Source organism: Enterococcus sp. DIV0174, assembly GCF_050529065.1.
GTDB classification, from domain to species: domain Bacteria; phylum Bacillota; class Bacilli; order Lactobacillales; family Enterococcaceae; genus Enterococcus_B; species Enterococcus_B thailandicus.
Window position 1 is genome coordinate 244,599 of the sequence record NZ_CP172881.1, and the last position, 14,463, is coordinate 259,061.

General features: G+C 38.6%; 13 protein-coding genes and 1 riboswitch. Of the genes, 8 read left to right on the forward strand and 5 right to left on the reverse strand.

From position 1 onward, the window contains the following. Positions 1 to 204 precede the first annotated feature (204 nt). Positions 205 to 2,028 carry a glucose PTS transporter subunit IIA gene (locus IGJ93_RS01240; protein ID WP_071868574.1) on the forward strand — a complete coding sequence of 608 codons (1,824 nt, stop codon included), beginning with the start codon at positions 205 to 207 and terminating at the stop codon, positions 2,026 to 2,028. 78 nt (positions 2,029 to 2,106) lie between these two features. Here IGJ93_RS01240 and IGJ93_RS01245 read toward each other — a convergent pair whose 3' ends face one another. From IGJ93_RS01245 to IGJ93_RS01265, 5 genes are read right to left on the reverse strand one after another with little or no spacing between them, the layout of a single operon-like run. Further along, positions 2,107 to 3,273: an iron-containing alcohol dehydrogenase gene (locus tag IGJ93_RS01245; RefSeq protein ID WP_071868575.1), complete on the reverse strand. Its 1,167-nt coding sequence runs from the start codon at positions 3,271 to 3,273 to the stop codon at positions 2,107 to 2,109. Positions 3,274 to 3,288: 15 nt separating this feature from the next. Beyond that, positions 3,289 to 3,891, reverse strand: coding sequence for a dihydroxyacetone kinase subunit DhaL (gene dhaL, locus IGJ93_RS01250; RefSeq protein ID WP_071868576.1), 603 nt, complete (start codon positions 3,889 to 3,891; stop codon positions 3,289 to 3,291). A gap of 33 nt (positions 3,892 to 3,924) precedes the next feature. Further along, positions 3,925 to 4,914, reverse strand: a complete 990-nt coding sequence (gene dhaK, locus IGJ93_RS01255) for a dihydroxyacetone kinase subunit DhaK (protein WP_075491857.1) — start codon at positions 4,912 to 4,914, stop codon at positions 3,925 to 3,927. A 1-nt stretch (position 4,915) separates the two neighbouring features. Further along, the gene (dhaM, locus tag IGJ93_RS01260) at positions 4,916 to 5,314 is read right to left on the reverse strand and encodes a dihydroxyacetone kinase phosphoryl donor subunit DhaM (protein WP_067483198.1); all 399 of its coding nucleotides are present in this window, start codon (positions 5,312 to 5,314) and stop codon (positions 4,916 to 4,918) included. A gap of 16 nt (positions 5,315 to 5,330) precedes the next feature. After that, positions 5,331 to 6,467, reverse strand: a complete 1,137-nt coding sequence (locus IGJ93_RS01265; RefSeq protein ID WP_270492919.1) for a glycerol dehydrogenase — start codon at positions 6,465 to 6,467, stop codon at positions 5,331 to 5,333. Between the two features lie 171 nt (positions 6,468 to 6,638). On the opposite strand from IGJ93_RS01265, the gene IGJ93_RS01270 reads away from it, so the two are divergent. From IGJ93_RS01270 to IGJ93_RS01300, 7 genes are all read left to right on the forward strand, one after another. Then, complete coding sequence (locus IGJ93_RS01270) at positions 6,639 to 7,658, forward strand: PocR ligand-binding domain-containing protein (protein WP_067483194.1); 1,020 nt, start codon at positions 6,639 to 6,641, stop codon at positions 7,656 to 7,658. An 80-nt stretch (positions 7,659 to 7,738) separates the two neighbouring features. Next, positions 7,739 to 7,875: riboswitch (FMN riboswitch) on the forward strand. 118 nt (positions 7,876 to 7,993) lie between these two features. After that, positions 7,994 to 9,052 carry a bifunctional diaminohydroxyphosphoribosylaminopyrimidine deaminase/5-amino-6-(5-phosphoribosylamino)uracil reductase RibD gene (gene ribD, locus IGJ93_RS01275; protein ID WP_430596969.1) on the forward strand — a complete coding sequence of 353 codons (1,059 nt, stop codon included), beginning with the start codon at positions 7,994 to 7,996 and terminating at the stop codon, positions 9,050 to 9,052. Between the two features lies 1 nt (position 9,053). Further along, entirely contained in the window at positions 9,054 to 9,650 is a 597-nt protein-coding gene (locus IGJ93_RS01280) for a riboflavin synthase (protein WP_095803378.1), read from the forward strand. A 16-nt stretch (positions 9,651 to 9,666) separates the two neighbouring features. Then, entirely contained in the window at positions 9,667 to 10,845 is a 1,179-nt protein-coding gene (gene ribA / locus IGJ93_RS01285; protein ID WP_285701244.1) for a GTP cyclohydrolase II, read from the forward strand. A 14-nt stretch (positions 10,846 to 10,859) separates the two neighbouring features. Next, positions 10,860 to 11,330, forward strand: a complete 471-nt coding sequence (ribH, locus tag IGJ93_RS01290) for a 6,7-dimethyl-8-ribityllumazine synthase (protein WP_067483187.1) — start codon at positions 10,860 to 10,862, stop codon at positions 11,328 to 11,330. Between the two features lie 356 nt (positions 11,331 to 11,686). Continuing rightward, entirely contained in the window at positions 11,687 to 12,505 is an 819-nt protein-coding gene (locus tag IGJ93_RS01295) for a PRD domain-containing protein (RefSeq protein ID WP_071868582.1), read from the forward strand. A 112-nt stretch (positions 12,506 to 12,617) separates the two neighbouring features. Then, positions 12,618 to 14,462 (forward strand): beta-glucoside-specific PTS transporter subunit IIABC, encoded by a 1,845-nt coding sequence (locus IGJ93_RS01300; RefSeq protein WP_067483183.1) that lies wholly within the window; start codon positions 12,618 to 12,620, stop codon positions 14,460 to 14,462. Position 14,463 lies beyond the last annotated feature (1 nt).

A 14,463-nucleotide genomic window follows, 5' to 3' on the forward strand; every position in this document is an offset into this window, starting at 1 on the left:
AAACATGTCATTTATAGCGCTGTCAATTTGGCCTAAAAAAAAGGTCGTATAGCTTTAAAAATCAGTCCAATTATCATTTTTTTTGTTTGGGAATATTGTTAAATAAAGTTTTTTGTTAGTTGTTTGTATAATAGGACTGGTTTTACAACGAGATGTCTCCATGCTAATATAGCTCGTGTAAACGCAAACAAGGAGGAGCGAGAAATGAATCATAAAGAAACTTCACAAGCAATCATTGAAGCTGTTGGTGGAAAAGAGAATGTTAATAATGCTTGGCACTGTATGACACGCTTACGATTTAACTTAAAAAAAGTTGAAGCAGTTGATTATGAGGCGTTAGAAAAAATTCCACATGTGGTTGGGACAAAGTATCAGAGCGACCAACTACAAGTAGTTATTGGAACGGATGTCGCAGACTATTTTCTTCCATTGGCAAAGGAATTAGGGTTGGAGGAAACACGGATAGTTGATTCAGGTGAAAAGAAGGGACTTGTATCATTGTTTATGGATACGGTTTCTGGAGTTTTTGGTCCGCTGGTGCCGGCGATTGCTGGTGCTGGGATGATCAAGGGACTGATGGCTGGATTGGTAGCATTGAATGTACTTTCAAATCAAACAGATTCCTATTTGGTTATTGATATGATTGCAAGCGGTGTGTTTACTTTCTTACCATTTTTTGTAGCAGCATCTGCTGCGAAAATTTTTCAAACGAATCAGTATTTAGCAATTGCGATTGCAGCAGCTATGCAATTTCCAACTATGACGGCAGCTGTTGCACAAGGAGAAGTCTCTCAATTCTTATTATTTGGCTTAGTTCCAGTTCCTGTATTTAATTATGCTGGAACAGTTATTCCAATTATTTTTGCCGTATTAGCATTAAGCTATATTTATCGTTGGGTCGACAAAGTTCTACCGCAAGTGTTACGAACTGTTTTCACGCCAACATTATCATTATTTATTGCAGGAATACTTTCGTTAACGGTCATTGGACCCATCAGTATTTTTCTAGGAAACTTATTGGCAAGTGGGGTAGAAGGGCTATTTGCAATATCACCGATCTTAGCTGGAATTGTCGTTGGCGCAATTCGCCCAATCGCGATATTTACGGGGCTTCATCATGCAATGACCCCGATTGCGTTACAAAATTTTGCAAATCAAGGCTATGATATGTTAATGCCAATGATGTTTATGGCGAACATGGCAATCACTGGTGCAACTGCAGCAATTTATACCAAGGTAACGACAAAAGAAGAAAAAACAATTGTCTTATCTTCAGCAATTTCAGGTATTTTAGGAATCACTGAACCAGCGCTATTTGGTATTTTATCGAAGTATAAGAAAGCTTTTGCTGCGGCTACGATTGGTAGTGCCTTAGCTTCAGCGTTCATTAGCTTTTTTGGGGTTAGAATTTATGGTTATATTTTGTCGAGTATTTTTAGTTTGCCGGCCTACATTGGGCAATATTTTATTTTTGCAGTGCTAGGTATTTTGATTGCTTTAGTTTCTTCGTTTCTAGTGACATATCTACTTGTACCAAAAGAAGAAACAGAAGATTTTGTAACCAATGAAGTTGATTTACATGCGGTAGCCCAAGGTGCTTATGTACCTTTAGAGGATGTTCCCGATGAAGTATTCTCGACAAAAATGATGGGAGATGGATTTGCTATTGAGCCAATCAATGGTGAAATTTATGCGCCCGTATCCGGAGTTGTTACCACAATTTTTCCTTCTAAACATGCGATTGGAATCAAAACAACTAATGGCGTGGAAATTTTGGTTCATATGGGAATCGACACAGTTTCGTTGAATGGCGAAGGATTTGAGCTATTTGTTCAAGCTGGAGATAAAGTTTCAAGTAAAACAAAAATTGCAAAGATGGATTTAGATTATATTCGCACGCAAAAAAAATCAACAATAGTCATGGTCATCATCTTGAACATGGAGCGCGTAGTGACACTTCATGGTGAAAAAAGGTTGGATGGCACGCATCAATCTGGTGAATTGTTAGAAAAAGTTGTTTTGAATTAATCAATTTTATGCACGAAAAAGGATGAGGCAAAACGTTATTTCGTTTTGCTTCATCCTTTTTTCTCTGTTAAGTAAAAATTAGGCTTCGTAAGAACGGGTGAATAATTCAACGATGTCTGACTTTGTACCTTTGCGTGGATTTGAAAAGGCGTTGCCGTCTTTTAACGCATTTTCAGCCATCAATTCAAAATCTTTTGGGTCTGCCCCAATTGATTTGATATTTGTTGGGATACCAACATCTTCAGAAATTCTTTCGAGTGCATGAATTCCCTTTTCAGCTGCTTCCATTGGAGATAATCCAGTAATGTTTTCTCCTAAGAAAGTAGCAATATCAGCAAAGCGTTCTGGACTAGCAATCATATTCCAACGTTCAACAGTCGGCATTAACACAGCGCAGCAAACGCCATGTGGGGCATCATATTGACCACCTAATTGATGTGCCATCGCATGAACGTAACCTAGGTCGGCATTGTTGAATGCCATTCCGGCAAGTAAAGAAGCATAAGCCATATTGGTACGTGCTTCAACATCATGACCATTCGCAACCGCTCGACGTAAATATTGGCCAATCAATTTCATTCCTTGAATTGCTTGAGCATCTGTAATTGGATTACGATTTTCTGAAACGTAAGATTCTACACAGTGACACAAAGCGTCCATTCCAGTAGCTGCTGTCAATTTACTTGGAACATCAAGCATCAACAATGGATCATTGAAAGAAACTAAAGGTACATTTCGCCACGAAACAATGACAAATTTCAAATGTGTATCTTCGTTTGTTAGCACGGCATGTCGTGTAATTTCAGAAGCTGTTCCAGCGGTGGTATTCACGGCCATCAGTGGTGGTAATGGTTGGGTCAACGTTTCGATTCCAGCTAATTTTGCAAGATCTTCACCATTTGTCAGGGCAATCCCAATTCCTTTACCACAATCATGGGCAGAACCACCACCAACAGTGATGATACTATCACAATTATTTTCTTGATACATCGCAGCTCCGGCTTGAACGTTACGAATTTTAGGATTTGGCTCGACACCGTCAAAAATAGTATAAGAAATCCCAGCTAATCGTAAGCTTTCTTCGGTTTGTTTGACAGGTCCATCTTCTAAATGATGTAAAAAAGAATCAGTTACAATCAAAATATTGTTTATGCCTAACAATTTTGCACGTTCACCAATTTTGGCAATGACCCCAGGACCAAAGAAATTGACGCTAGGCATCATAAAATCATAATTTGTTTTCATGTCAGTTGCTTCTTTCTAGTTAAGATAAGGTAATAACGTTTGGAACAAAATAGCGCTGGAAGCAGCACCCGGATCAATATGGCCAATAGAACGCTCACCCAAGTAAGAAGCGCGTCCTTTTTTGGCTTGTAACTCTTTTGTATGTTCTTTGGCAGATGTGATTTCTTCTGTTGTTAAGGGTTGATTTTTTTTGAGTATTTCAGCTACAGGAGCCCAAACATCGACCATTGTTTTATCGTCTACATTGGCTTTTCCACGTAATTGGATCCCGTTCAATCCTTCTTGTATAAGTTCACCTAGCTGTTCTTCATTTGTAATGGCAGTAACTTCTTTTGTTGCTTTGGCAAAATTCATGAATGCTGTACCATACAATGGACCGGAAGCCCCACCTACTTTTGAAATCAAAGACATGGCTAAGATCTTAAATGTATCAGTAATAGTTTTCGGTTGTTGTGCAGCAAATGCTTCTTGATAAGCTGCCATGCCACGAGCCATATTGTTTCCATGGTCACCATCACCAATTGGCGTATCTAATTCACTGAGCATGTGTTTATTTTTTTCGATTTCTTGAGAAAAATCATTCAACCATGCTTGTACTTTTTCGACTGTTAAATCCATTGTCATTCTCCTTTAGTCAATCATTTTCTTAAATTAGCCCCATGAGATGGTTGCAACTGGACTGGTTAAAGCTTTTGTCCATTCCGTTGTTGTCAAATCAATCAATGTCAGAGAAAGACCTTGCATATCAATAGAGGTCATATAGTTCCCAACCTTGTGGAAATCAACGTCAATATCTTTAGCCGCAAGTAAAGTTAACACATCATTTATAAAGACAAATTGTTCCATTAAAGGAGTGCCACCCATACCATTGACCAAGACACCAACTTTTTTTGGCGTTTCTGGATAAGCCTGAACTAATTTTTCAACTAATTCTTGTGCTAATTGTTTTGAAGGTTGTAATTTTTCGCGACGATATCCTGGCTCTCCATGAATACCAACGCCGAATTCGATTTCATCTTCTGCTAAAGTAAAACCAGGTTTCCCAACTTCAGGGACAGTTGCCGCTGCTAAAGCAACGCCAATCGTTTTGGTTGCTTGGACAACCTTTTCACCAAGCTCTTTTAATTCTGCTAAAGAAGCGCCACTTCGTGCAGCGTCACCTAAGATTTTATGAACAAGAACTGTTCCGGCAACACCACGCTTTCCAGCGGTATAAGTGCTGTCTTCTACAGCAATATCGTCATCAACAACAACGATTTCTGTTGGAATGTCGTTCATTTCGGCTAAGTCTTTTGCCATTTCAAAGTTCAAGATGTCACCAGTATAATTTTTAACAATCAATAAAACACCTTTGCCTTGGTTGGTTGCTTCGATAGCGCGTTCGATTTGATCTGGTGTAGGAGAAGTGAAGACATCACCTAAAACCGCTGCACTTAACATTCCGTCACCGACAAAACCAGCATGTGCAGGCTCATGCCCGCTTCCGCCACCAGAAACTAATCCGACTTGTGCATTCTCTGTTTGATTTTTAGCAATTACTCTGGAATCATCGACGCGATGAACAAGTGTTGAATAACTTTTTACCATTCCTTCAAGCATTTCTTCGATAATATTTTGTGGTTCATTAATGATTTTCTTCATTTTATTTCCAACCTTTCTTTGCTGCCTGCTTTGCTTCATTGACAATATGGTCGGGATCGTCAGAAACACTTGCTGTGATTCCAGCTGCGAATGCTCCTTCAACTAAGGGGGCATCAACTAACACATATTTTTCTTGTTGTTCTGGTTCTAATAAATCATATGCAAGTTCAGCACTTAAGACAGCACTGCCAAGATCAGCGAAGACAAAAAAGATATCACTATCAGTTGCTTCATTGATTGCATCTACAATTTTGGTTGGATCGCTACCTAATTCTCCGTCAGAAGTTCCACCTAGGGAAAAGAGCACGACATTCTCACTTTTGCCCATTTGCTCAATCATTTCTTTGAGCCCATCTGTAATCATTTGACTATGAGAAACGAGTAAGATACTTTTTTTCATTCCAAAAAACTCCTTTTTAGTTACGCATTCTATCTTTGTAGGCTTGTCCAATTCGATCAGCGACGATTAGAGCGTTTGCGACATCTTCGACAACAATTGGGAACGGCATTGAATGAATGGATTCTTCAGGAATGCAAGCGATTTTTGCTACTTCAAGTGCTTCTTCATAAGTAATGTGATCCACACCTAGATCAGCTAGCGTCAATGGCAATCCAACAGAAGCCATGAAGTCCATGACGTCATTCATTTCTTCCGTTTTTGCATCTTCCAGAACTAACTGAGTTAAGGTGGCAAAAGCAACTTTTTCACCATGAAGGTAACTATGTGCACCAGGTAAAACAGTCATTCCGTTATGAATGGCATGAGCTGCAGCTAAACCACCACTTTCAAATCCTAAACCAGATAACAAAATATTTGTTTCGACAATTTTACTCAATGATTCAGTCACTAAATTCGCATCACAAGCAATTTTTGCATTCAAGCCGTCTTCTTGTAAATGTTCCCAACATAATTTTGCCATCGCTAAGGCAGCATAAGTGCCACTAGCCGGAGGAGTTAATCCCTCTCTTGAACCCATTGGCAAACTTGCGTTAACGCGGGAATAAGAATCATGCGTTGCACGTGCTTCAAAATAAGTTGATAATGCGTCACCCATACCAGCAACCAAGAAACGAGTAGGTGCTTTTGCCACCACTTTTGTATCCACTAAGACAACGCTTGGACTTTGTTTAAAGTAAGCATAGTCGTCAAACGAACCGTCTTCATGGTACAAAACAGCCGAGTGAGAGGTTGGCGCATCTTGCGCTGCAATTGTTGGAACAATAATTAGTTTTTCACCCTCAGCTACAACTTTTGAAGCATCAATCGCTTTTCCGCCACCTAAACCAATAATGCAATCAGTGTGTTGTTCTTTAGCTACTTGTTGCAATCGTTTTGTTTCTGCTTGAGTGACTTCACCACTGAAACCGCCTTCAATAAATGATACGCCAAATTTTTCTGCGGTAGCATCTAGTTGTGGTCGAATACGATCCACATCAGCCGGGTTTGCAATCAGTAATGCAGAAGACCCAAAAGTCGATACGAAGTAACCTAAGTTCAGTAATTCATCTTCACCTTGTACATATTTGGTTGGTAAAATTAGTGCTTTTCTCATCAGTAGTTCCTCCTTGTTATCGTTTACTATTATAGCATAAAGCGTTATCATCAAAGAATCATTGAACTTTGATACCGCTTTCTTTCGAGAATGTGTTGAAGTATTTTGTGAAATAGGATTATTTTGTCATTTTTAGAAAATCGTCCTATACTACTAACTAGAGGTGAGAAAATGAGCACAACTTTATTTGATATCGAACAAGTTTTAGATTTAGATAAATGGGAAAAAGTTCAAGAAAGTCTAGCCCTCGCTACACATTTGGCCATTATTTTAGTAGATTATCGGGGTAGACCAATTACGAAACACAGCCAAGTTCAACCTTTTTGCCAGTTAGTACGTAATCACCCTGAATTGGCTGTTTATTGTGAAAAATGTGATTCAAGAGGAGGCCTGGAAGCTGTTCGAACAGGAGAGCCGTTTATTTACCGTTGCCATTTTAATATTGTTGATATGGCAATCCCAATTATGGTTGATAATCAATATGTTGGTGCAATCATGGCTGGAGAAGTTCTGCTAATAGATGGACAAGAAAAGTTAGAACAAGTTTTACAAGTAGAAGACCAAGAAAGATTGGAAGCATTTAAAGAAGAACACCACGAATTATTTGAACAATATCCCCAGTTTACCTTGGCTGATTTGCAGAGAACAGCTGTAATGTTAGAAAGTTTAAGCGAATACATCGTAACGGAAGCAATCAAAAAAGATTATTTAATCAAAGCGTATAAGCAGACACTCCGCATTTCAAAAAAAGCAGAAGTACCGGATCAATCAGTTGATTTAAAAACAGTGCAAGCAGACATTCGTCAATCTTTATTGGAAAACCAATTAGGGACAGAAAAAGATAGGTATCTAGCCAAAAATAAAATGCTGCAACCTGCAATTGATCTGATTTTTGCTAATAAAGGAAGTCATGTCGATCTAAATATGTTAGCCGATGTAACGAATTTGAGTCCAAGCTACTTAAGCCGACAGTTGAAAGAAGAGTTTGGAGAACCTTTCAGTCAAATTTATGCGAAATTAAAAATCTATTGGGCGGAACAATTATTGAGGACAACAGATTTAACAATCAGCGAAATTAGCGATCAATTAGGTTATGTTGAGGCCAGTTACTTTGTACGTTCATTCAAAAAAATCAAGGGAATCACACCATTGAATTACCGTAAGCGACACAAACATTTTCCGATGGATTGAAGCAAGTCGCGAATCAAGCACAAGAAAAAAGCAGTTGACATTCTTTTTTTTGAACGTTATGCTTTTTTTGTTAATTGAATATGTTTCTTCGGGGCAGGGTGTAATTCCCGACCGACGGTGACAAGTCTAACTTGAAGTCCGTGACCCGCAATAGTTTGCGGTTGATCTAGTGAAAATCTAGAACCGACAGTTAAAGTCTGGATGGGAGAAGAAAAACTTATCGAAAAAATGACGGGAAAAGTGTCCCTTTTTTTGTCGTGCTTCTTTGAGTTTATTTTGACTATGAGCCTCGTGTAATTACACGGGGCTTTTTTGTTTGGAAAGGAGGAATTCATTTGCATGAACGATTTATGAAAAAAGCGATTCTAGCAGCGGAAAATGGGCGTGGGAAAACATTTACGAACCCTTTAGTCGGTGCAGTTATTGTGAAAGACGATCAAGTCCTAGCAGTCGGCGCACATTTAGCATATGGCGAGGCACATGCAGAAAAAGTAGCAATTGATTATTTATGCGATACTCCCGAAAAACTACTCAATTCAACAATTTATGTCACTCTAGAACCTTGTGACCATCACGGAAAACAACCACCTTGCACAGAGGCAATTATTGCTGCTGGAATCAGGCAAGTAGTAGTCGGACAAGTAGACCCTAATCCTATAGTGTCTGGTCAGGGAATAAAAAAACTACGAGATCATGGGATTCATGTTTTAGTTGGTGTGTTAGAAGAAGAGGTTCGAAATTTAAACAGACATTACAATTATTTTTTTGAAAAGAAGCGGCCATTTGTTGCGCTAAAACAAGCAATATCATTAGATGGAAAGTTAGCATTATTGAACCAACGAACCAGATTAACAAGTGAATATGTGGTGCAAAAAGTTCGCGAAGAAAGGGCGAATTACCAAGCAATTTTGGTAGGAAGTCAAACTATTTTGACTGACAATCCCAAGTTAACAAGTGCGATAAACGATTTTCCGTTTTATCGAGTAATCTTAGATCGACGAGGAAGGGTGTTCGAACACGAAAATCTTGCTGTTTTTCAAGATGAAACAGCGCCAGTTTTGATTTTTACAGAACAGTCTGAAATTTGTCAGACATTACCGAAACATGTTGAGGTAATTTATCTGCCGAAAGTTTTGATTTCCGAGGTATTAACAAAATTAGGAGAACGACTGATCCAATCTGTGTATGTTGAAGGTGGTGCAAAAATTCATGATGCTTTTTTGGCAAGTGCGTGTTGGGAAGAGCTGATTACTTACGTTGCACCTAAAATTTTAGGTGGTGATAGTGTTACGTGTATGTCCTCTAGTCGACATGTTGAAAAAGTAACAGAATTGAACAATGTCACAGTCCAAGCGTTAGACAACACAATAAAAATCGTGGGGAGCAGAGTATAAAATGTTTACTGGATTGATTCAAGAGCAGGGAAAAGTGACTAAGATTACACGACATGGACACACAATCGAACTTACTTGCGAAGCGTCTGAACAATTGTTAGACAATTATCGAATTGGAGACAGTATGGCTATCAATGGGACATGTCTAACGGCTATTGCAATCAACAATCAACGATTCTGTGTGGAAATGATGCCAGAAACGTATCAGCGAACGACTTTTTCGCAAATGAAAGTCGGAGATCCGGTCAATTTGGAACGCGCATTGCCTTATAACGGACGACTAGAAGGACACTTGGTAACAGGGCACGTAGATGGAACGACTCGCTTGCTACAAAAAAAAATGCAAGAAAATGCCTTTGTTTTTGTTTTCGGATTACCGGGTACTTTTAAAGGTGAAATTATTCCGCAAGGATCGATTGCAATCAATGGTGTTAGTTTAACTGTTACAGCAGTGACCGAGCAGACCTTTTCGGTTAGCTTGATCCCACACTCAAAAGAACAAACGAATTTAGGAAAACTGGTTCAAGGACAATTGGTCAACATTGAAACTGATTTACTAGGAAAGTATGTAAAGGCACAAGGAATTCTTAAGTGGTGAAAGAAGGACAAGAGAGATGAACCATAAAAAAATTGAAGAAGCTTTACTAGAATTACGAAAAGGAAACTTAATTATCGTAGCAGATGATGAAAGCCGGGAGGCAGAAGGAGATTTAGTTGGGATTGCAAACTTAGTATCACCAGAAACAATTAATTTTATGACTAAATTTGCTCGAGGACTCATTTGTGCGCCAATCACTCTTCAACGTGCCAAGCAGCTACAGTTAACGGAGATGGTCCAAAAAAATACCGATCCATTTGGTACAGCATTTACGATCAGTGTTGATTATGAAACAACGGTAACTGGTATTTCTGCTTACGATCGAGCAAAGACGATCAAAGCTTTAGGGCAAACAACAACGAAAGCTACGATGTTCCATCAACCGGGCCACATTTTTCCGTTGATAGGCAAGGAAGGCGGCGTCTTGAAGCGAAGAGGACACACGGAAGCTGCACTTGATTTAGCAAAATTAACCAATCAATCAGAAGCTGCCTATATATGTGAGATTTTAAATGAAGATGGAACAATGGCACGTTTGGAGCAACTAAAAGTTTTGGCGCATAGCTGGCAGATGCCACTTATTACTGTCGAAGAGTTGAAACAATATTTGGAAGAGCAACGACCAACTGTTCAACTACCTACAGCATATGGTGACTTTGAATTAACTTTGTTTGAGGACAACGCTGGTGAAGAACATTTATTGCTAACAAAAGGTGATGTGCGAAAGAGTGAAGAACCTTTACTCGTGCGTATTCATTCTGAATGTTTGACTGGCGATGTATTTGGTTCCCACCGTTGTGACTGTGGCGACCAGCTTCATGAAGCTATGAGGATGATTTCGGAAAGAGGAACAGGCGCTATTCTTTATTTACGTCAAGAAGGCAGAGGCATTGGTTTAAAAAATAAATTATTGGCTTATCAACTACAAGAAACAGGTATTGATACTTATGATGCGAATCTTGCTTTAGGATTTGAGCCAGATGAGCGAACGTACCAATTTGCGGTAGAAATGTTAAAGAAAACGAGTATTCAGAGAATCGAATTATTGACGAATAATCCAGAAAAAGTGACACAGTTGATGGAACAAGGAATTGAGGTCGTTAAACGCGTGCCGCTTGAGATCCCGCCAGAAAAAGAAAACTATACGTATCTACAAACGAAAAAAACAAGATTTCATCACTTACTATCAATTTGAGAATGGAGAAAACAATGCATACTTTTGAAGGAAACTTTCATGGACAAACGAAAAAAATTGGGATTGTTATTGGACGATTTAACGAATTTATTACATCAAAACTACTAAGCGGGGCAATTGACAGCTTGGTTCGTCACGGCGTAGAAGAAGAAAATATTGATGTTTATTGGGTTCCAGGAGCCTTTGAAATTCCCTTTATGACCAAAAAAATCGTTGCAACGAATCAATATGATGGTGTGTTGACTCTTGGGGCGGTGATTCGTGGAGCAACGACTCATTACGAATTGGTTAGTAATGAAGTAGCAAAAGGTGTGGCACAAGTTGGTTTAGCATCAGAAATTCCAGTTATGTTTGGTGTTCTGACGACAGAAACAATTGAACAAGCAATTGAACGTTCAGGCACAAAAGCTGGAAATAATGGGGCAAACGTGGCACAAGGATTACTCGAGATGATTTCCTTAACGCAACAAATTAGGAACAACTGATTGCGGCTGCCTTAATTTGTTCGTTTACTTCATTAAAGAATAAAAAGAGCAAGGGTTGAACTTTTTACTGACTAGAAACAGTAGGAGGTTCAACCCTTGCTCTTGTATAAGTGATGCGTATTTGTAATAACAGAATTTTTCTTGTTTTCGATAGAAAAATAAGGAAAATTGTATAACATTTGTAATAAAAACGAAAAACGGTTACATTTATCATTGACTTTTGAAGAAGTTACCGTTATGATGTTCACATAAAAGGCGTGTTACTGGTCCGACCAGGCATCAACCAGCATGTAATAGACTGTGGGAGCAGTGTATTAATGTTGGCTTTTTTATTGTCTTAGATTGGAGGTGGCGAGTTGGAGATCATCAAGAGTATCAACAACAATTTTGCATTAGCGATGAAAGATGGCAAAGAAGTTATTGTTGCAGAAGTGGGAATTGGCTTTGGAAAATTTCCTAAAACGATTGCAGAAGATGAAGTCGAAAAAGTATATCAATTAAATGATTCCAATTTAAATGGGATTAACTTGGCTCAGTTTCCGCTAGAAGTCATGAACTACTCTCATCAAATTGTCAAAAAAGCTGAGCAAGAACTCCAGTTACCAACGACAGATCTTTTGTTTTTAAATGTTGCGGATCACACGAACTACATGTTGCAACGTTTGGACCAAGGAATTTCTTTAAGTGCACCGTTTCGAATTGAAATCGAAAAGTTTTTCCCGAAAGAATTTGAGCTGGGAAATTGGGCGGTGAACTATTTGGCGGAAGAGACAGGTAAACAAATTCCTAGACAAGAAGCACACGCCTACGCCTTACATTTTATCAATAGTCAAGCAAGTCTTGGTGAGCGTGAAAAAGTAGATCCTTACATTAAAATTATCAGTGATGTGAACAATATTATTACGTATCATTTTCATAAAGAGTTCCCAGAAGATTCATTCTACTATTTACGTTTTGTGACGCATCTTAAATATTTTATTGCTAGGAAACTTAACCATGAGACAACTGAGTATCGAAAAAATGAATTGTATCAAACACTGCGTGCACAATATGTGCAAGAAGCGCAGTGCGTAAAGAAAATCGAGCATTATTTGCAGGAGTCTTACGGTTGGACGTTGGACGAAGAAGATTTGCTTTATCTGCTAATCCACATCAAAAAAATAAGTGAAATTTGAGTGTAACTGGTTCGACCAGGCATAACCAAAAAAACGACTCTCTTTTGATTGAAGAGGGCTAGTTTTTTTGGTTTTTTGTTTTTTACGAACAATTTTTAAGGAGGAAAAAGAAATGGACGATCGACAAAGAGCACAAGCAATTTTAGAAGCAGTGGGAGGAAAAGAAAATGTTTCATCACTAACACACTGCGCGACACGCCTACGTTTTTATTTAAACAATGGACAAAAAGTTGAAAAAGAAGAAATCAAAGAAGTACCTGGTGTGATTCAATATGTCGAGTCTGGTGGACAACATCAAGTAGTAATTGGAAGTGACGTGGTGGATGTCTTTGATGAATTAGTGAAACTATTACCAGAAGATGCGGAGAAACAAGTAAATGAGCCAAAAGAGAAACAAACATGGTACGATGAATTATTTGCGACAATTTCAGCTATCTTCACCCCATATATTGGTGTGTTGGCAGCAGCGGGGATTTTAAAAGGATTTTTGATTCCACTTTCCATGTACAATATTTTGCCGGCAGATAGTGGACTATATCAATTGTTAAGTATCTTAGCATCTGGTGTCTTCACATTATTACCCTTGTTTATCGCAGTAACAGCAGCCAATCGATTTAAGACAAATCAATTTATAGCGTTGGCAATCGCAGCGGCAATGATCTATCCATTAACAGATGCTAGTATTTTAGATAGTGCGTCATTGCTGGGATTAACGATTAGTTTCAAAACTTATGGTGGTGCTGTTGTTCCAACGATTTTAGCAATTTGGGCACAAAGCTATATCGAACGTGGTGTCAAAAAAGTTTTGCCTAAAGTCACTCACACAGTATTTGTTCCTTTCTTTACAATCATCATTACCGGAATTGCAGTCTTTGCTTTGATCGGTCCTTTAGGAAATGGAATCGCCAATTTGATTGGTACAGCATACTTTAGCGTGTATGCGTTTAGTCCGATTTTAGCGGGTGCATTATTAGGTGGCTTGTTCCAATTATTAGTGATGGTTGGTTTACATTGGGGAATTTTACCAATTGCGTTAATCAATATTCAAAACACTGGTGCAGATACGATTTTACCAATTGGTTCTAACGGTGTATTTGGTCAATTTGGTGCTGTAGTTGGCGCGTGGCTATTTTTAAGAAAAGGAAAAGATAAAGAAATTGCTGCCTCTGCTTCATTATCAGGCTTTTTTGGGATCACAGAGCCTGCCATTTATGGGATTAACTTGAAGTATAAAATGCCATTTATTATTGGTTCGATTTCTGCAGCACTTGGCGGCGCAATCAGTGGCTTTTTTGAAACCAAAGCTTATTCTTTTACCCCAGTAGCCAATATTTTTACATTCTCAATGTTTGTAGGACCTGGAAATAATTTTAGTGCACAATTATTAGCGAATGGTGTGTCATTCTTCGTGGCGCTAGTAGCTACTGCTTTGTGGATGCGTAAGCAAATGAAAACAGTCTCAATTAGTGAAGAAGAACAGAAAATAATTTCTGCAGAACCAGTTGCATCTACTAACTTAAGTGAAGCTAACTTAGTAGTAGCACCTTTAAATGGAGAGTACTTGCCGATTTCAGAAATCAATGATCCAGTATTTTCTTCAAAAAGCATGGGCGAAGGTTTTGCAATCAAACCAAGTGAGGGTACGGTATATGCACCTGTTAGCGGCGTTGTAGAGCTAGTGGCTCAAACAAAACATGCGATTGGGTTCACTGCTGATGATGGTAAGCAATTATTAATCCATATTGGTCTCAATACAGTAGAATTAAATGGAAAAGGTTTTTCTTGGCAGGTTAAACAAGGTGATCGAGTAACTGCAGGACAAGTCATTGGACAAGTGGATTTCAGTCAATTAGCTGATTACGATACGACAACAGCAGTCGTTTTAACAAACACACTTGATTATCCAGAAGTCAAGATTTCATTAACAGATAAAAATCATCTGATTCAAACGAAGTAAG